Here is an 18901-nt window from a genome sequence, read left to right on the forward strand (position 1 = left end):
CCTAAATTGTTATAAATAACAGGATTAGTCTTCGACTTCGATACCCATGCTTCTGGCAGTGCCTTCGATCATCCGCATAGCAGCTTCGACATCAGCAGCGTTAAGGTCCTTCATTTTTGTTTCAGCAATTTCCTTAACTTGATCCTTAGTGACCTTACCAACCTTCTTGGTATTAGGCTCACCGGATGCCTTATCGATCTTAGCAGCTTGTTTCAAAAGAACTGGAGCTGGTGGAGTCTTAGTTACGAAATCGAATGAACGATCTTCGTATACTGTGATGACTACAGGAATTATCATGCCTTTTTGGTCAGCTGTTCTAGCATTGAAGTCTTTAGTAAAACCAACAATGTTAATACCTGCTTGACCTAAAGCTGGACCAACTGGTGGAGCTGGTGTTGCAGCACCAGCTGGAATTTGTAATTTAACAACATTTACAACTTTCTTTGCCACGGTCAAAACCTCCTTGATTCCGTGCGTGGTTAAAATGGAAAAGTTACCTACTTTTCCTCCCACAATAATAAAAGTACTTTAATATAGTATCATCGATTTAGCAATTTTGCAATAAATGACCTGTTATTAGCTAATTTTCTTCACTTGATCATAGTCGAGCTCAGTGGTGGTAGCGCGGCCAAACATGTCTACCGAAACAAATAATTTATATTTATCGGGCTGAATTTCAGTAATTTTGCCTTCAACACCATTAAAAGCGCCATCAATAATCGTCACAGTTTCCCCTACTTCAAAATCAATCTGTGGCCGTTTCGCCGGTTCACCTTGTTGGCGTAAAAGTCTGTTTACTTCTTCTTCTAAAAGAGGAGATGGTTTCGAGCCACCACCATGTGAACCCACAAAGCCGGTAACATTTGGTGTATTACGGACAACAAACCAACTTTCATCAGTCATTACCATCTCTACCAGAACGTAGCCTGGAAAGATTTTTTCTTCTACTTCTTTTTTCTTATTATTTACCTTTTCAATTTTTTCTTGCTCAGGAACCATAACGCGAAAGATATAGTCTTGCATTCCCATACTTTGTGCACGTGACAATAGATCCGATTTAACCTTATCTTCATATCCTGAGTATGTGTGAAGCACATACCACTGCTTCTTAGTTGTTTCTACCATTATTAGTAATTCTCCTTTTATTTTTGGCAAACAAAAAAGCCTCTTACGTCAGAGGACTTTTATAACTTGTTTAATTGTACCACAAACAGAGAAACTGTGCTATTACATAACAATTTGTGTAATATTGGTAAGCAATAGATCAAGTAAACCTAGATATGCCGCAAACAAAATTGAGGATACAATTACGATTGCCGTGTCATGACGATTTTGTTTAGCTGTTGGCCAAGTAACCAGACGCATTTCTTCAACTACACTTTTAAAAAATTTAACCATAACTTACCTCGTTTCCTTATGTATAGTCATTTTACCGCAATGTTTACAAAACTTTTTTAATTCAAGCCGCTGAGTGCGATTTTTACTTGCGGTGATTGAGTAATTACGAGAGCCGCAAATACTGCAGGCCAATGATGCTTTTTTCACTGCCATAATCTCACTTCCAAACTATTGTATTTTAGCAAAAATTAGTTACTTAAGCAATTAATTTAATAATTACCTATAAACTTATTAAGTTCAAATTTTAAAAAATATAACAAAAGCAGTTGCTCAATCAAGCAACTGCTTTATAGTGGTCAAACAATTGCGTGACCACTGTGCGTAGAATATTGTATTAGTCGGATTTACTTCTTAAGATTTTCGTTTACGAAAGATTCGATTTTATCGTCAGAGTCTTTCAGGAACGGAAGCATAGCTTCCTCTGTCTTAATGGTATCTTTACCATTCTTTTCCATAAAATAATCCCAAAGAGCATCTCTAACTGGAAGATCTGAATCACTCCAGTCAAAAACTTCTTTCATGTGACGATCTAACAATGCAGTCTTCATAACTTCTTCTGCCATCTTAACTACCTCCTAAAATAATTCTACAAGTAAAATTATACCGCATTTTCTGAATGTATACTATAAAAATACTAATTGAGCAATGTTTGGCGCATTTTTTGTACAAGGCGTGACCGCGCTCTTGTTAAAGTTAGCTGGCTGATTTTTAAGTTCTTGATTACATCTTTTTGTTCCTTAATGCCTAATCCCACTAACAGCGCATTGATTTCTAAATCTGATAATCTTTCCGTTAAAACAGCAATGTTTTCACTTAAAGGTATTTCTGGTATAGAGGCAAAAGACTTATTTAAAGGCAGGATATGATTTTTCTTTGCCGTTTCTAAAGAAATTGATTGTTTCAAAGCTTGTCTGCGATAAGCATTATCATACCTAACTAGAGATCTTGCATGATTGGTAAGTCGGGTCTTATAATAGCTACCGAATTTTCCTTTATTTAAGTCAAAGCCAATTGCTGACTCATGACAAATAATCAGTGCATCCTGCTCCCAATCCTGGTTATCATAGTAGCGAACATGGTATATACTCTTAATTTTATTAATCAAAGGTTTATAAAGCTGGCACAAATTTATTAGCGCTTCATCATGGCCTTCTTTAATTTGCTGAATTAATTCCGCCTCACTTTTAATTGTTTCCTCAGTATTCTTCATTTACTTTCTCCTTTTGGTAAATTTTCCTGAAGAATACAACAACCAAAATATCCTAAATATCGAACTTAGGTTCAAATTCAGCAACTACTTTTTTGTGTTAACTTAGCCATGACAAAAAGTTAAATTTGTTAAAACAGCATTAAATTAAAAAAGTATTGTTTAAATTTTTGCAATAGAAAAACACTCTGGTCAAGCCAGAGTGTTAGAAGCAATTATGGGAGCGGTTTCCTACTATTAAGCATTTGATAAAGCAAAACGCCTGTAGCGACACTGGCGTTAAGTGATTGTACATGGCCGACCATTGGTAAAGTCAACATCTGGTCCATCTGTTCTTTAAGAAGTCGTGATATTCCTTTGCCTTCATTGCCAATAACCAAAACTGTTTTACCATTACTATTCCATTGACGATAATCTGTACCTTTCATGTCAGTACCAAAAAGCCAGTAGCCTCGCTTTTTAAGCAACTTTGCAGTTTGGACAAGATTATTTACTCGCGCCACTGGGACATAATCAATTGCACCAGTCGAGGTTTTGGCAACCACAGAAGTTAAACCTGTAGCTCTTCTTTTAGGAATGATAACTGCATCCACCCCAGTTGCATCCGCTGTTCTTAAAATAGAGCCTAAATTATGTGGATCTTCAATTGAATCAAGCATTAACAAAAATGGATCCTCTTTGGTATTTGCAAATTGATCTAATAACTGCTCCAAATCAGCATACTCAAAACTAGCAACTGTTAAAACTAATCCTTGATGGTTCTCACCTTGGACTAATTTATCCAATTTACTTTTAGGAACAGTTTGTACAACCAATCCTTTTTGTTTAGACAGGGCAAAAACCTCATTAGCAAAGTTTTCTTTTATTCCTTGTTGCAAAAAAATCTTGTTTATGTGATCAGCATCTTGAGTTCTTAAATAATCCAGCCCAGCATGTCGACCATAAACAAAATCCTTATCACTTGAAGTCATACTTTTCGATGCCCCCATTCTCAACGGTTTTAATACACCATTTTGTTAATTCTTCAATACGACTTTTTTTGTTTAAAAGTTCCAAGTAGCCCCAAACTGCCTCAAAACCTGTAGATAATTGGTAGGTGGCTAAACTGGTGTTTTTGGCTTTCGTGTAAGTTTTTGAATTTCTTCCGCGATGAAAGGTTGCAATCTCATCTTCTGTCAGCAGATTATCGTCTTGCAGTTTTGTAATTAATGCCGCCTGGGCCTTAGCCGAAACGTAATGGGTTGCCCGTCTTTGTAAAGATTGAGGTTTAACAATGCCGCATTTTATTAGGTGACGCCTAATAAATATCTCATATACAGCGTCCCCGAGATAAGCTAAAGTTTGCCCATTTAATGTATCTGGATTAACATTATTTTCTATCATTATTTTAGTTTTATTCACGTAGCCACCTTGTTCCTTGCGGTGTATCTTCAATAGTGATGCCCATTTGTTTTAGCTCATCGCGCAGTGCATCGCTTTGTGCCCAATCTTTATTTTTACGAGCTTCTTCACGTTTTTTAATTAATCGCTGAACTTGCTCATCATCATTTTGATTTTCAGCGGTAATTAAGCGCTGTACATCTATCCCGAAAATAGCCAGCCAGCTTGTCAAAAGCTTAGCTGCTTTTTTAAGAGCATCTTTATCAGCATTTTTAGCATTAATATTAGCATTAATTTCTGGTAATAAATCGTAAATGGCAGTTAAGGCATTCTGCACATTAAAGTCATCGTCCATAGCTGTGATAAATTTTTGCTCTGTGTCTTTAATTTTAGCGTTCAAAGATTCTGACTTTTCACTATCTGATTCATCTTTTAGTCGGTATTCAAGGTTATTAAACGTATTTTTGAACCGCTGTAAAATAATTTGTGCCTGTTTTAGATTTTCCGCTGAATAGTTAATTTGTCTACGATATTGAACACTTGCCATAAAGAAGCGTAATACTTGTGGATCTACTTCTTGTAGTAAATCATGGACTGTCACAAAATTGTGCAGTGATTTGGACATCTTTTCAGCATCCGCTCCAACTGTCACAAAGCCATTGTGCATCCAATAATGAACAAAAGTTTTACCAGTCGCAGCTTCACTTTGTGCTATTTCATTTTCGTGATGGGGAAATTCCAGATCCTGGCCCCCACCATGAATATCAATAGTTTCTCCCAAATATTTAATAGCCATAACTGAACATTCTATGTGCCAACCAGGACGGCCCATTCCCCAAGGTGATTTCCAAGCTATTTCATCCGAATTTTTTTGCTTTTTCCATAAGGCAAAATCAATCGGGTCTTTTTTACGCTCTTGTTCTGCAGCATTAATATGTTTAGAAGCCCCTTCTTCAAGTTCGGAAATGTTTTGACTACTAAGTTGACCATAGTGCTTAAACTTCCTGGCATGATAATAGACATCCCCGTCTGATTCATAGGCATATCCTTTATCAATCAGTTTTTGGATAAATTTGATAATCACAGTGATTTCATGTGTAGCACGAGGATTTTTAGTAGCTGGCTCAACATTTAAAGCAGCAATATCTGCAAGGTAAGCTTTAATATATCTTGCAGCCAAATCGGATACAGTAAGATGTTCAGTCTGAGCTTCAGCGATCATCTTGTCATCTACATCCGTAAAATTAGACACATAGTTAACTTTGAACCCACGAAATTCTAAATAACGTCTGATTGTGTCAAAAGCAATGACGCTTCTGGCATTACCAATATGAATGTAATTATATACCGTTGGTCCACAAACATACATTGTCACTTGCCCCGGGACTATCGGCTTAAATTCTTCCTTTGTATTAGTTAAAGTATTATAAATTTTCACAGCGGCTGACTTGCCTTTCTAAAATCTTATATTCTCATTTTACCAGAAACCGTGACAAATCCTAACAAGCAAAAGATTTAATCTTAATGTAACCAAATTTCTTTCAAATATAAACTAAAACAGCGTATTACTCGTTCAATAAAGGAATAATACGCTGCTTTTATTTACAAGCCGTTTTCGCTCATTTGTTTTAATGTTAAGTCCAGATGATCTAACACGCGTTTTTTACCTAAGAGCTCCATCGCTTCGCCAATTCCTGGTCCTACCATTGATCTCGTGGTAGCAATTCTAATTGGCATAAACAAACGTCTGCCCTTAATTCCAGTTGCTTGACGGGTCGCCTGTACCGCATTCATAATTTGCGGTGCAGTAAAACGTGGAATTAAATCAATTTGCTTTTTAAATTCCTCAATTACTGGTCTAGCTTCATCTTGACGAATTTCTGTAATTTCTTTTTCACTTAAATCTTTAGGTGCGTTAAAGAAAATCTTAGCCAGATCCACAATTTGTTTTGTATAAGACATTTGTACAGAATAAATATTGACTAATTGTCTTACCCATTCCATCTTCTCTGGATTGGGATCTTTTTCAACCAAACCAGCTTCCTGCAAGTTGTTAAGCGCCAAATCCAAAAGCGTGTCCCGATCAGCTTTTTTAATATACTGGTTGTTAATCCACTCCAGTTTTTTCTGGTCAAAAGCAGCAGGAGAATTTGACAAACGTGCAGGATCAAATTGCTTAATTAATTCTCGCTGACTGAAAATTTCACTTTCGCCCACAGGAGACCAGCCCAATAAAGTAATAAAGTTAAACATTGCATCAGGAAGATAGCCTAGATCTCTATATTGCTCAATAAATTGTAAAACAGATTCATCACGCTTAGAAAGTTTCTTACCAGTTTCAGAATTAATAATCAAAGTCATATGACCAAACTTTGGTGGCTGCCAGCCTAACGCCTCATAAACTGCTAATTGTTTTGGTGTGTTTGAAACGTGATCATCTCCACGCAAAACATGGGTGATTTCCATAAGGTGATCATCAATAACAACAGCGAAGTTATAAGTTGGCATACCATCACGCTTTTGGATGACAAAATCGCCGCCAATAGTATCAGATTCGAAACTTAGATGTCCCTTAACAATATCATCCCAAGAATAGGTTTCCATTTCTGGTATGTGGATACGAACAACCGGCTTTAAACCCTTCTTCTCTGCTTCTTCTTGCTTTTGAGCAATTTCAGCAGCTGTCATGCCCTCATACTCGTAGGTATAATGTGGGGCAATGCCCATTGCCCGTTGTTCTTCACGCTGCTCTTCCAACTCTTCTTCAGTTTTATAAGAATAATAGGCTTTACCCTCATCAATGAGCTGTTTAATATATTTATTGTAAATATCCTTACGCTCAGATTGGCGGTAAGGGCCATAAGCGCCACCTTTATCAGGACCCTCATCCCAGTCGATGCCGAGCCAGTGTAAATTTTCCATTTGAGACTGCGAACCGCCTACAACATTACGTTTCTGGTCCGTATCCTCAATTCTTAAAACGAAAGTTCCCTTATTATGCCGCGCGAACAAGTAATTAAATAGCGCAGTCCGTGCATTGCCAATATGTAAGTGCCCCGTTGGACTTGGGGCATACCTTACCCGAATTTTTTGTTTAGCCAAAATTCATGCCTCTTTCAAAAAGTAAATATAAACAATTTAAGTTTACCCGTAATAGTCAAAAAGTTCAATATTCGTTAGCCTAAAACCAGTTTTAAAGCTTGTGGAATACTTGAAACCGGAATAATTTCAATATCTGCGTTTTTCAGGCTGCTATGCATATTATGTTTGGGAATAAAAATACGCTTAAACCCCGTTTTTGCTGCCTCCTTAATTCGCGCATCTATTTGATTAACTCGCCTTACTTCACCAGTTAAACCGACTTCGCCTACAAAACAATCTGTGGGCAAAATTTCCTGATTTTTATAGCTTGACGCTATAGCCATGACAACAGCTAAATCTACAGCCGGTTCATTAAGACGTATTCCACCAGTAGCAGCTAAATAAACATCCTGATTTTGTAACATTAAGTTACCCCGTTTTTCCAAAACCGCTAAAAGCAGTCCAGCACGGTTATAATCAATACCTGACGTGGTTCTTTTAGCATAGCCAAAAGCAGTAGGGGTTACCAATGCCTGAATTTCTGCCAAAATGGGACGAGTTCCTTCAAGTGAAACAACAATAGCAGAACCGGTTGACTGGGGTAAACGCTCATCCAAAAAAATGGCAGATGGATTAGTAACCTCTTTCAATCCATTATTAACCATTTCAAACATGCCAATTTCATTAGCTGCGCCAAATCTGTTCTTAACGGAGTGCAAAATGCGGTAGGCATGGTGTTCATCACCTTCAAAATAAAGAACAGTATCAACCATGTGTTCCAAAATTTTAGGGCCAGCAATTGCTCCTTCTTTTGTAACATGTCCGATAACAAAAACGGTAATAGCATCCATTTTTGCTATTTTCATTAACTCACTAGTGACTTCTCTTACTTGTGATGCTGAACCTGTCATTGAGTCTAAACTAGGCTCATTCATAGTTTGAATTGAGTCAATGACAACAAAGTCAGGTTCTAAATCAGCAATTTGCTGGCGAATATCTTCCATATCTGTTTCTGGATAAAGCATCATATCATTTGCCAGCAGTCCTAAGCGATCAGCTCTTAACTTAATTTGATTAGCTGATTCTTCACCGGAAACATACAGCACCTTATATTTACCGGCTAGTTCACTCATGATTTGCAACATTAAAGTCGACTTGCCAATTCCTGGATCACCGCCAATTAAGACTAGGGATCCTGGTACAATTCCTCCACCTAAAACTCTGTTCAATTCCTCCATACTAGTCTGAATGCGTTCTTCTTTTTCAGCCTTAACATTTTCCAGCTTAACCGGTTCACTAATTCCAGTTTTCTTAATCAAGCGACTGGGACTGCCTTTAGTTGAACGATTTTGCACCGCTTCAGTTTCCTTTTCAAACTGATTCCAGGCACCGCAATTAGGACAGCGTCCTAAATAGCTGGCAGAAATATAGCCGCAAGAACGACACTTATATTTTGTTTTAAGTTTTGCCATTTAGCTTTCCTTCTTATTAGTTGAGCCAAAACCGCTTACCCTTTGCCTATCAATAGGCAAGTCATTGTCGGTTTTTAAATAATGCACAAAAATTCCCTGACCAATACGATCCCCCTTGTGAATCTGAATTGGTCTAACACCATAATTAATTAACTGCACGAAAATTTCACCTTCATTGTCATCGTTATTGTAATAATCCGCATCGATGACACCCACGCCATTTGGCAAAGAAAGATTTTTTTTAAAAGTATTTGAAGAGCGGTTAGCCAATATTAACACTTCATCTTCAGGCATATAAGCCTTTACACCTGTCGGAATCAAAAACGGCTTGAGTACATGTTCGGCCATTTCATAGTCTTGTTCGTATAGCTGATGACCATTGCGAATTAACCGAAAAATACGCACAAAATTAAGCCGCCAAATACTGGGAATTAAAACGTCTTTTGCTGCTGCTAAATCATAGCCTGCACTGGCAATTGTTTGTCTTCTAGGTAATTCCACATTTTTATTTTTATATTTAGATACAATTTCAAAGCCCCGAATTTTCTCCATGTTATCTCCTTTAAAAATCTTTAAACACTATTTTACATTAATTTACTGCTGTGTTTTAAAATCTTATATAATTAGTTTGGTAAAATTAGCCGAAATATTAAAGTTTGAAGGAAGAATAAATGTTTAACTTAGATAACCCACACCAGTTTTTTCGCGAAGATGATGATAATGGCGAAACTATATGCAGCTGGACCATGGACAAAATTAAGCGCAAAAACGCTACTGTCTGGATAATGAACCATTTCTTTATCAATCCCAAAATAGACAGTAAAAAGATTTTACACAAACAAATGGCAACAGTAATGTTTATTGCTCAAGAATCTCACTTACCTGTTTGGCCACTTGACCCTTTAGTTATTAAATACTTCGAAAGGCATTCAGAATTTCATTCGATTTGGTATCATAAACCAAATCCAGCAAACAAAAATATATAAACTTTGCAGATTAAATAGATATAGCAAAAGCAAATATATTTTCAACAATAATTAAATTTTCAAAGATAGACTACTTTATTTAGTTAGGCTAAAATAGTATTAGTTTGTTTAAGGAGGATTTTAATATAGATGACAAAAGAAATTACAAGTGCAGCCATTGACAAATTTACAAATGATTTATCAAATCATGCTGGAATTAATATTGCCAGTCATGCTGCTCAAGAAAACGGCATTTTTAAGGCAAGTCAAAATTTACAATCAAAAATTGATTTAACACCTACTTTTTCCGTAGAAATTGATACCGGTAAACCGGCTGATCAAAAGCAATCTGGTCGCTGCTGGATGTTTTCCGCATTAAATACTATGCGACACCCATTACAAAAAGAATATAAGATTAAGGATTTTGAATTATCCCAAAATTACACTAATTTTTGGGACAAATTTGAAAAATCAAACTTCTTCTTTGAAAATGTTATTGCGTCAGCAAAGAAACCGCTCGGTGACCGTAAAGTCAGCTTCCTGTTCGCAACCCCGCAACAAGATGGTGGTCAATGGGACATGTTATGTGGATTAGTTGAAAAGTATGGTATTGTTCCTAAGTCAGTTTACCCAGAAACTGCCAATTCGAACAATTCTGGCGCTTTAAACGATACTTTAAACACTCTGTTGCGCAAAGATGGCTTAGAACTACGTGCTTTAGTCAACGCAGGTAAGTCAGAAGACGAGATTGAGCAACGCAAAAATGAATTTTTAAACGATGTTTTCCGCATTTTAGCTATTTCATTAGGCGTACCACCAAAGAAATTTGACTTTGAATATAAAGATGATGATGGTAATTACCACTGTGAAGCCGGTATTACTCCTAAAGAATTCTTTGATAGATTTGTAGGCATGAACTTGGAAGATCATGTTTCACTCATTAACTCTCCTACTGATGACAAGCCATATCACAAAGTCTTTTCAGTTGAATACTTAGGTAATGTTGTTGGCGGCAGACAAGTACGTCACCTTAACGTCAAAATTTCTGAAATGAAAGACTTGATTATTAAACAACTGAAAGCCGGAGAAGTTGTTTGGTTTGGTTCAAATGTTGGTAAGGATTCAGAAAGACAGCTAGGCTTGCTTGATACCAATATTTACAAACGTGATGAATTATTTGACGTTGATTTTTCAATGTCTAAGGGTGATAAACTTGATTCTAGCGAAAGCATGATGGATCATGCTATGGTTATTACCGGTGTCGACTTAGTAGATGATAAGCCAACTAAGTGGAAGATTGAAAATTCATGGGGAGAAAAGCCAGGCTTTAAGGGCTATTTTGTAATGAGTGACTCATGGTTTGACCAATTTGTCTACCAAGCAGTTATTAACAAGAAATTCTTACCTGATGATTTAAGAACAGCCTTTGATGAAGGAGCTAAAGATCCGATTCAATTATTACCATGGGATCCAATGGGCGCTTTGGCTTTTAAATAAAGTTATTATTTCCGTTCAAAAAATTTAAATATTAAAAAGCATTGAGAAATTTAGTGGTTATATCACCTAGCAGTTTTCCCAATGCTTTTTTATACGCTTTGAATAAGTACTTAAAGCTATTTTTGCTTTTCTCGCAGTATTCCCTTCTTCAATACAAATTGACGATCATATTTAAGCTCATTAATTTGATCATGGCTGGCAACCACTATAATTTTATTTTGCTGTCTTAATTTTTTAAGCATAGCTACAAATAAGCCAATACTCTCTTGATCAATTCCACGTGTCGGCTCATCAAGCAAAATAATATTTTGGTTTTCCATCACAGCCTGGATGATGCCCACCTTTTGCCTCATACCAACAGAATACTTGACTATGGGTTCCGGATTGTCAGGATCAAGCATAAAGTACTGTAGTAAATCCCTAACTTCTTTCTCATTAAAGCGCTTGTTAAGATTAGCCAGAAAATGAAGGTTAGACATGGCTGACTCATATTCCAAAAAATTGGGATTTTCAATTAATGCCCCAACAATATCATTTTCATCCAGCTTAATTTCACCGCTGTCAGCCTTTAACAAGCCGGTAATAATCTTAAAAATGGTAGACTTTCCAGAACCGTTAATACCTGAAATATGAATTAGTTCTCCTGGCTTAGCTGTCAAAGATACGCTTTTTAAAACCAGCTTCTGACCAAATGACTTTTTTATCTGCTTAAGCTCTAACATTATTTCTCCTTAAAAGCCACCATAAATTTCATGGATAGCCCGATATAACTCGTCATACACGGGACTATAATTTATTAAAATATTTTTTTCTATATAGTAGTGATAAATTAAATCTATGATTATCGCCATTAGCAATAATAAATAAGGCCTATGCCAGTTATAGCCACCGACTAACAGCCAAAGTAGAAGCAAAAAAACCAGGACATGTAGTAGTATGAGTTCAATGCCCACAATTGGATTACCAAATTTAAATAAAGGGTAATCAGTAAAAAAATACGGAACAAAAAGACCTAATACAAAAATTAAACAATAAATTGTAGCCAGTACCATTAAGTACATGATCATCGACTTATTCTTTTTTCGCACCGTCACAAACACGTTGATGTTGCGAAAAGTAAGTATCTGCTTATAAAATAGCAAGAGGACCGCTGGCTGCAAATACAGTGATACCATGTGAAAATTGAGGTATTCGTTTGGCAATTCCATGGTTTCCGGTGAACCTGTTTTTATAAGTATAATGCTTCCCATTAGTCCTATTAAAAATACGATAAAACCATTTAAAACAAGCCTACGAGATATTCGCTTTAAGCGCATAATTAGTCCAGCTTTCTTTTCTGCTGCCACAGTTTGATTAAGTAAGCAGCAAATAACAGATAAAGCAATGCAACCAAAACAAAAAGCAAATATGAATTAATCGGTGGCAAGCGAGATCCTAACGCAAACTGTCCCGGTGCAAGTACAGCAAATGGAAACCACAAATACGAGAGGAAGAGCAAAAATTCATTGCCAAGCCGCGATATTATGATCGACAATAAGGTTAAACCCATCCCTACACACGGTCCTAAAACTAGGTAAATACTATTTTTTGATACAAAAAGACCAATACTGAAAATTAAAATAGCAAAAATACCCCAGCCTATAGCGGCTAAGGTAACGTATGAACATAAGTCGATTAGCTGGTTAGTAGAAAAATATCCTGGTCTGGCACCAATGTATAATTCTATAGGTCTGGTTTTAAAGAAAAATGGATAATAAAATAAATTAATTAATGCTAACTGGTAAAAATTAGTTAATAAAGAAAATACCACCCCAATAATAAAGGAGTTAATAATCCCTGCTTTGATAAAGCCATGATATCCGACTCTTTGCTGGACAGCGCTAAACATATTATTATTTTTAAAATAGATTAAGAGACCGGCTCCAAAGATAGGTACCAAGGCCAACAAAATAACTAAATTTATAATATTTTCGTTCCAACCATTCGGTTGAATTGAAAAGAAAAACATAACCGAAATTTCAACTGCTTTGCCCTTTAATGGTATTGATCCTGCTTCAGATTTAGCGGCTATAAAAAACTGCCAGGTAATCAAAAGAAAATAAATAATTAGAAAAATAAGAATAAATTTTTGGGTTCGTTTTAGCATTAGCAAAGTCTTCTTAACAAATATATCTTTGAATAACTATATCATGTATAATATCAATTATAAACTAAAATAGTATGAAAAAAGTTAAAAAAAAAACTAATTTTTCCCTATTAAAAAATGCTCTTATTGTTGCCTTTATTCATATGATTACTTAAATAGAATTAAAAACTTAACATAGACCTACTTTCTTAACAAAACGCATAAAAGCTGCTTTGCCCTCTAAAGTTTGTTTGAAAACTCCTGCGTCTTCCAAAACGCGAGCAAAAACAAGACCTAGTTCTTTTTGCAGAATTTGATCTACATTTGCATTAGTGACTTCATACTTACGGCTAATTTCCTTAGCCCACTCAAGATGCATAGGTGCAATACTGTTAGGCTGGTTAAGCAAAAACTTTTTTACCTCAAGCAACTCGGGCTTCAATCGTGGCGGAAAAATCGCTAATCCCATTACTTCAATTAAGCCGATATTTTCTTTTTTAATGTGTTGTACATCAGCATGGGGATGAAAAATTCCATCAGGATATTTATCTGAAGTCTGATTGTCTCTTAGGACTAAATCAAGTTCATAAGTTTGTTCATGTAAACGTGCAATTGGGGTAATAGTATGGTGAGGTATGCTGTTAGTAAATGCCCGAACTGCTACTTTTTCATCACTATATTTTCTCCAGTTTATTAAAATTTTATTTGCTAATTTGATTAAGCTATTTTTATTTAGACCACGTAAACGGATCACAGACATAGGCCACTTGACAATACCTGCTTCGACATCATCAAATTCCTTAAAATTAAGTTTTTTATCAATTGGTGCTTTTTCCATCGGAAAGCGATGCTTGCCACCCTGATAATGTTCGTGCGCTAAAATCGAACCGCCTACGATTGACAAATCCGCATTGCTACCAACAAAATAGCCCGGAAATTTAGCCACAATTTCCAGTAAATTAGCAAAAGTTTGTTCATTTATTACCATTGGTTCATGCTTTGGCGCTAAGAAAATGCAGTGCTCATTAAAATATGCATAAGGAGAATATTGAAAACCCCAGGTTTCATCTCCTAAATGAAAGCGAATGATACGGTGATTGGTGCGCGCAGGATAATTTACATGACCGAGGTAGCCCTCATTCTCCATACACAACTGACACTTTGGGTATGACTTTACTTTAGCATTCTTGGCTGCTGCAATTTCTTTGGGATCTTTTTCCGGTTTGGAAAGATTAATCGTAATTTCTAGGTCGCCGTATTTACTTGCAGCTGTAAAATAAATATTTTTTGCAATAGCTCTAGTTTTAATATAATCACTATCTTTACCCATTTGGTAAAAATCAGCAATTGCTTTTTGTGGTGAGCTCTCATAAGTTTGCCAGAAATTGCGGTTAACAATACTTGGTCTAGGGACAATCAAATTCATTAATTGTGCATCTAGGACATCTCTAGCGGAATTATTGGCTGAGCACTTCCCTGAAATTTGGGCAACCTGAATCAGCTCGTCTTTAAGATCCAGTAGGCCTTCCTTACTGGTTGTTGCTTTTCTTGCCTCATCACCAACAAGGGCCAGAATTCTATTTCTCAAATAAATACGATCAAGTTCCGTAAAATCGCTGTGAGCAATAACTTGCGTAATAAATTTATCAATTAGATTCGTTTTATCCATCTCAACTTTCCAATATTATAAAACTTTTGTACCATCAGCAGTTTCTGCAATATAAAATGAAGGTAAGTAGCCAATCTTTTCTTGGTAAATATCAGCGACATTTTTTTCAAAAGCTTCAACTTTATTTTTGGCAACCAAAGCTATCGCACAGCCACCAAAACCGGCACCAGTCATTCTTGCACCCAAAACTCCAGGTTGCTTCCAGGCAGTATGTACCAATGTATCAAGTTCTTTACCCGTCACTTCATAGTCATACTCTAAAGATACATGTGAAGCATTCATTAATTGACCAAATTCATTTAAATCACCCTTTTGCAGTGCTTTTTCAGCATTTAATGTCCGTTCATTTTCCCAGACTGCGTGACGACAGCGTTTCAGCAGGTTTTCTGTTGGTAAAAGGTAACTATTTTCATCAAAAACTAAACTATCCAATTCACCCAGCGACTGAATTGACAGTTTCTCCTGTAAAAAGTGCAGACCCTTTTCGCATTCTGCTCTACGCTCATTATATTTTGAGTCTGCTAATGTCCTTTTCTTGTTAGTATTCATAATAACAATGACATTATCCTTCAAATCAAGGGGTACTAGCTCAGACTCCACCTTTTCAGTATCAAGCAGAATGGCGTGATCTTTTTCACTCATAGCAACTGCATATTGATCCATAATGCCAGAATTGACGCCAATAAATTCGTTTTCAGTTTTAACTCCCAGTTTGACGATTTCTAACTTAGAAAAAGTTAATTTAAACTGGTCCTGCAATAAAATACCAATTAACATTTCTAAGGCTGCAGACGAAGACAATCCAGCTCCATCAGGAATATTGCCATTAATATAGATATTAAGTCCATGATCAATCTTGGCACCATTTTCGAACATAAAATGAAGCATCCCTTTTGCATAGTTTGCCCATGAATCTTCTTTGGCAAACTGCAGCTGGTGCATATCAGTTTCTACTACTCCCATATCGGCAAAATTAGCAGAATAAAAACAAAATCTTTCATCAGTCCGGGGACTGGCTGCACCATAAATCCCTAAAGATATTGCACAAGGGAATACATGACCTCTATTATAATCTGTGTGCTCACCAATTAAGTTAATTCTACCAGGCGAAAAATAACAGTCGGTTGGTTTTTGGTGATAAATATTACTAAATTCTTGCTTGAGTTCTTTAATTTTCATTTGTATCCATTTCCTTTTAAAAGCGCTATCAACATACTGACAATTAAATTATACTTCATTATAATTTACCAACAAGGCTTGAAAATAAATTCTCAATATTAAAAAAAGTTTCGTTTTGTCGAAACTCTTTTCAAGGATATTACCAAATATGTAATAATCTATCTGGATGCAATTTACATAAATTAAATTGATGCACATGCTGCGGCCGGCTTTGGGGAAATAGTTCCAAAAAATCAGCCGGATTAGCTAGCCCCGTAGAATATGACCAAACACTCTTAACCTTTTTAATAGGATCAAGCATTTCATTTCTAACCGGATACGCAGAAATCAAAAAATGTTTATGATGAAATTTAAATACAAAAAACGGTAAGCGAAACTGATTAACAACTTCATCCTTGGTTTTACCAATCGTAACTACATTACGATATGTGTCATACTTTTCTGTAAATAAATCGTTAAAAGAAAAATAAAAATTGGAAATGTGTACACGAGGAAAGTTTTCTTCCGTAACTTTATCAGGAATTGCAATGACGTGAGCAAAATGATCCAAATTACTTTCCTTTTGCGATAGTGCTTTGCCTAACTGATTAGGGCTTATCACATGCGCCCACTCAGGCACATCGAAGTTATCTTGATATGATAAAAACATTTCCTTAATCACATTTGGCTTAACCCAATCATATTGTCTGCGAATTTCGTTACGATTTAATAAATTCCGCAAAGTTTTATGATACATCAAATCAACGACAAATAACTCATAATGATAACGCTCGACCCAGGATTGATAATGTTCAATATTTTCCGTAAAAATATGAGTACTATCTACAATAACCGTTTCGCCGCGTTTCATTTTTTCTTCCACGAGGTAATCCACCACTTTTTCCGTTTGCTCATTTGCATAACGGGGAATAACTTGATGTAAGCAATCTGTTTCTTCTTCATAAAAATAGGTTAGATTCGCCAATAACAATCTTATCTGATCACGACTAATTGCATATGGCTGTAAGTGATGACGAGAAATAAATGAAGATTTACCAGAGCCGGGTGCGCCTCGTAATAAAAATATTTTACGCATGCCTCTACTCCAAACTAAAAATGTAAAATTTAAATGATATCGTATTAAATTTTAACATATAATTGCAGAATTCCTTACTATTGAACTAAAAGCTGCGTAAAATCTTTTTATCAATAATTCTTAATTGCTGATCAAAAGTATAAACTATTGGCTCTGCATTTGGCACTTCAAGCTTGATAATATCGTGATCATTGATATTCTCTAATTTTTTAATTAATGCGCGCAAACTTGAGCCATGAGCTACAATTAATTGATCCTCACCCATTTTTAACCTACTGGCAATATTGTTTTGATAATAAGGTAATACTCTCTTTTGCGTTTGATAAAGACTTTCAGCTCTTGGCAAGAGGTGAATGTCACAACTGGCATAGCGTCTAGAAGTCACTTTTTCACCCAAAGGAGGGACAGCGTAAAAGCCACGCCGCCATTCTAAAACTTGCTGTTTACCAAATATTTGGCGTGACTCATCTTTATTTATTCCACGTAATTTACCATAATGCCTTTCGTTTAAACGCCAAGTCTTAGTAAGAGGTAAATATAAAAAATGACAAATATCGGCCACTATATTTGCTGTTACAATTGCTCGAGTTAAAACAGAAGTATGAATGTGGGTGGGCTTAAAATCGGTAATTTCTTTAATTAAATTGCCTGCAGATTCAGCTTGTTCTCGTCCTTTAGCAGTTAAACCAACATCATTCCAGCCAGTATACACATTAGACTTATTGGCTGTACTTTCACCATGTCTTAGCAATACTAACTTAACCATTTTACTTTACCCAGTGCATTATGATTAAAGCTAAACCGCTAATAGTAAAAATGATTCCTAGTATCATAAAAGGAGTTACACCATGATTATGATTGCGATACCGTCTGTTATAAGCATAGGCAATATCATATAAGCCGACTATCAAAACGATAACAGCAGTAAAAATACTGATTTTCAAAATTATCTTTCTCCTACTTATTCACGATCAGTTACAATCATTTTATCATTTTTTCCGCGTTCACATTCAACTTGAAAATTAATATGATTAATGCCTAATTTTTGCAGTTTTGCACTAATTTTTTGAGTCAGTAATTCAAACTTTCTAGCAGTCAAATCAGGGTCCACATTAACGTGCGCATCAAGCATGATATAACGATCGCTATAACGCCACAGATGTACATGATGAATGTTTTTTATTTCTGGAAACGATAAAACAATTCTATTAACTTCTTCCAAATCAATATCGGGATTGGATTCCATTAAGACATTTGCTGCTTTGGCGGTTATTTCACAAGCTTCATGAAACACAAAAACTGAAACCAATAAGGTCATTAACGGATCAATCCAACTAATATGCCAGTAGTAAATAAAAATAGCACCTATTACCACTGCTACGCTTGAAAGAGCATCACTCAACATATGCATAAATGTAGAGCGCACATTTAAGTTTTTTTCGCCACCTTGATTCATCACGAGAATTGAAATTACATTTGACACGAGTCCAATAATGGAAACGATAAGCATAACGCCACCACTAATTTTGGTTGGTGTCCAAAATCTTTCAATCGCTTCAATAAATAGGACGATACTGATTAATATCAAGATAATTCCATTGGTAAAAGCAGCCAAAGTTTCAGCTCGCTCATAACCAAAAGTTTTATTCTTATTTTTGCGCCTGTTGCTGATAATGTGAGCCACGAATGAAATGATTATTGCACCAACATCACTGAGATTATGAACTGCGTCTGATAATAAGGATAAAGACCCCGAAACAAACCCGCCAATAAATTCAGCAACCGTAATAACAACATTCAACCCAGTTACATACGCAAATCTTTTTGTAGTGTGATCCTTCATAATTTTCCTT

General features: G+C 35.9%; 23 protein-coding genes. 2 read left to right on the top strand and 21 right to left on the bottom strand.

Annotation, left to right across the window (positions count from 1 at the left end; translation table 11 throughout):
* Nucleotides 1-24 precede the first annotated feature (24 nt).
* The 12 genes from rplK to Q0K80_RS04865 form a co-directional block, all read right to left on the bottom strand.
* Nucleotides 25-450, bottom strand: coding sequence for a 50S ribosomal protein L11 (gene rplK / locus Q0K80_RS04810; protein WP_046325284.1), 426 nt, complete (start codon nucleotides 448-450; stop codon nucleotides 25-27).
* A gap of 126 nt (nucleotides 451-576) precedes the next feature.
* Complete coding sequence (gene nusG, locus Q0K80_RS04815; RefSeq protein WP_038523578.1) at nucleotides 577-1125, bottom strand: transcription termination/antitermination protein NusG; 549 nt, start codon at nucleotides 1123-1125, stop codon at nucleotides 577-579.
* Between the two features lie 102 nt (nucleotides 1126-1227).
* Complete coding sequence (secE, locus tag Q0K80_RS04820; protein WP_110446374.1) at nucleotides 1228-1398, bottom strand: preprotein translocase subunit SecE; 171 nt, start codon at nucleotides 1396-1398, stop codon at nucleotides 1228-1230.
* A gap of 3 nt (nucleotides 1399-1401) precedes the next feature.
* The gene (rpmG, locus tag Q0K80_RS04825) at nucleotides 1402-1551 is read right to left on the bottom strand and encodes a 50S ribosomal protein L33 (protein WP_110446375.1); all 150 of its coding nucleotides are present in this window, start codon (nucleotides 1549-1551) and stop codon (nucleotides 1402-1404) included.
* 191 nt (nucleotides 1552-1742) lie between these two features.
* On the bottom strand, nucleotides 1743-1961 hold the full coding sequence (locus Q0K80_RS04830; RefSeq protein WP_294603777.1) for a hypothetical protein: 219 nt from the start codon (nucleotides 1959-1961) through the stop codon (nucleotides 1743-1745).
* Nucleotides 1962-2032: 71 nt separating this feature from the next.
* On the bottom strand, nucleotides 2033-2608 hold the full coding sequence (locus Q0K80_RS04835) for a sigma-70 family RNA polymerase sigma factor (RefSeq protein WP_294603779.1): 576 nt from the start codon (nucleotides 2606-2608) through the stop codon (nucleotides 2033-2035).
* A 212-nt stretch (nucleotides 2609-2820) separates the two neighbouring features.
* The gene (gene rlmB, locus Q0K80_RS04840) at nucleotides 2821-3576 is read right to left on the bottom strand and encodes a 23S rRNA (guanosine(2251)-2'-O)-methyltransferase RlmB (RefSeq protein ID WP_294603782.1); all 756 of its coding nucleotides are present in this window, start codon (nucleotides 3574-3576) and stop codon (nucleotides 2821-2823) included.
* The gene (locus tag Q0K80_RS04845; RefSeq protein WP_294603830.1) at nucleotides 3563-4006 is read right to left on the bottom strand and encodes a ribonuclease III domain-containing protein; all 444 of its coding nucleotides are present in this window, start codon (nucleotides 4004-4006) and stop codon (nucleotides 3563-3565) included. Before Q0K80_RS04845 ends, rlmB begins: the two co-directional genes overlap by 14 nt.
* Nucleotides 3999-5423, bottom strand: a complete 1425-nt coding sequence (gene cysS / locus Q0K80_RS04850; protein ID WP_294603784.1) for a cysteine--tRNA ligase — start codon at nucleotides 5421-5423, stop codon at nucleotides 3999-4001. The genes Q0K80_RS04845 and cysS overlap by 8 nt, the downstream gene beginning before the upstream one ends.
* A 164-nt stretch (nucleotides 5424-5587) precedes the next feature.
* Nucleotides 5588-7087, bottom strand: coding sequence for a glutamate--tRNA ligase (gene gltX / locus Q0K80_RS04855; protein WP_294603786.1), 1500 nt, complete (start codon nucleotides 7085-7087; stop codon nucleotides 5588-5590).
* Between the two features lie 74 nt (nucleotides 7088-7161).
* Nucleotides 7162-8538, bottom strand: a complete 1377-nt coding sequence (radA, locus tag Q0K80_RS04860; RefSeq protein ID WP_294603788.1) for a DNA repair protein RadA — start codon at nucleotides 8536-8538, stop codon at nucleotides 7162-7164.
* Complete coding sequence (locus tag Q0K80_RS04865) at nucleotides 8539-9090, bottom strand: dUTP diphosphatase (protein WP_294603790.1); 552 nt, start codon at nucleotides 9088-9090, stop codon at nucleotides 8539-8541. It lies immediately after the preceding gene.
* 119 nt (nucleotides 9091-9209) lie between these two features.
* On the opposite strand from Q0K80_RS04865, the gene Q0K80_RS04870 reads away from it, so the two are divergent.
* Nucleotides 9210-9524, top strand: a complete 315-nt coding sequence (locus Q0K80_RS04870; protein WP_294603792.1) for a hypothetical protein — start codon at nucleotides 9210-9212, stop codon at nucleotides 9522-9524.
* A gap of 129 nt (nucleotides 9525-9653) precedes the next feature.
* Nucleotides 9654-11000 carry an aminopeptidase C gene (gene pepC / locus Q0K80_RS04875; RefSeq protein WP_294603794.1) on the top strand — a complete coding sequence of 449 codons (1347 nt, stop codon included), beginning with the start codon at nucleotides 9654-9656 and terminating at the stop codon, nucleotides 10998-11000.
* Nucleotides 11001-11116: 116 nt separating this feature from the next.
* On the opposite strand, the gene Q0K80_RS04880 is transcribed toward pepC, so the two are convergent.
* From Q0K80_RS04880 to Q0K80_RS04920, 9 genes are all read right to left on the bottom strand, one after another.
* Nucleotides 11117-11722 carry an ATP-binding cassette domain-containing protein gene (locus Q0K80_RS04880; RefSeq protein WP_122052722.1) on the bottom strand — a complete coding sequence of 202 codons (606 nt, stop codon included), beginning with the start codon at nucleotides 11720-11722 and terminating at the stop codon, nucleotides 11117-11119.
* Nucleotides 11723-11731: 9 nt separating this feature from the next.
* Nucleotides 11732-12316 (bottom strand): hypothetical protein, encoded by a 585-nt coding sequence (locus Q0K80_RS04885; RefSeq protein WP_294603797.1) that lies wholly within the window; start codon nucleotides 12314-12316, stop codon nucleotides 11732-11734.
* A gap of 2 nt (nucleotides 12317-12318) precedes the next feature.
* Entirely contained in the window at nucleotides 12319-13146 is an 828-nt protein-coding gene (locus tag Q0K80_RS04890; RefSeq protein WP_294603798.1) for a hypothetical protein, read from the bottom strand.
* A gap of 169 nt (nucleotides 13147-13315) precedes the next feature.
* Entirely contained in the window at nucleotides 13316-14794 is a 1479-nt protein-coding gene (gene galT, locus Q0K80_RS04895; RefSeq protein WP_294603800.1) for a UDP-glucose--hexose-1-phosphate uridylyltransferase, read from the bottom strand.
* Between the two features lie 15 nt (nucleotides 14795-14809).
* Nucleotides 14810-15973 (bottom strand): galactokinase, encoded by a 1164-nt coding sequence (locus Q0K80_RS04900; RefSeq protein ID WP_294603802.1) that lies wholly within the window; start codon nucleotides 15971-15973, stop codon nucleotides 14810-14812.
* A 139-nt stretch (nucleotides 15974-16112) separates the two neighbouring features.
* Nucleotides 16113-17048 (bottom strand): AAA family ATPase, encoded by a 936-nt coding sequence (locus tag Q0K80_RS04905; RefSeq protein WP_294603804.1) that lies wholly within the window; start codon nucleotides 17046-17048, stop codon nucleotides 16113-16115.
* A gap of 85 nt (nucleotides 17049-17133) precedes the next feature.
* Entirely contained in the window at nucleotides 17134-17814 is a 681-nt protein-coding gene (locus Q0K80_RS04910) for a 2,3-bisphosphoglycerate-dependent phosphoglycerate mutase (RefSeq protein WP_294603806.1), read from the bottom strand.
* 1 nt (nucleotide 17815) lies between these two features.
* The gene (locus Q0K80_RS04915) at nucleotides 17816-17995 is read right to left on the bottom strand and encodes a hypothetical protein (protein WP_294603833.1); all 180 of its coding nucleotides are present in this window, start codon (nucleotides 17993-17995) and stop codon (nucleotides 17816-17818) included.
* 14 nt (nucleotides 17996-18009) lie between these two features.
* The gene (locus tag Q0K80_RS04920; protein ID WP_294603835.1) at nucleotides 18010-18894 is read right to left on the bottom strand and encodes a cation diffusion facilitator family transporter; all 885 of its coding nucleotides are present in this window, start codon (nucleotides 18892-18894) and stop codon (nucleotides 18010-18012) included.
* Nucleotides 18895-18901: the final 7 nt, after the last annotated feature.

This window comes from uncultured Lactobacillus sp. (assembly GCF_945290125.1).
Classification (GTDB): domain Bacteria; phylum Bacillota; class Bacilli; order Lactobacillales; family Lactobacillaceae; genus Lactobacillus; species Lactobacillus rizhaonensis.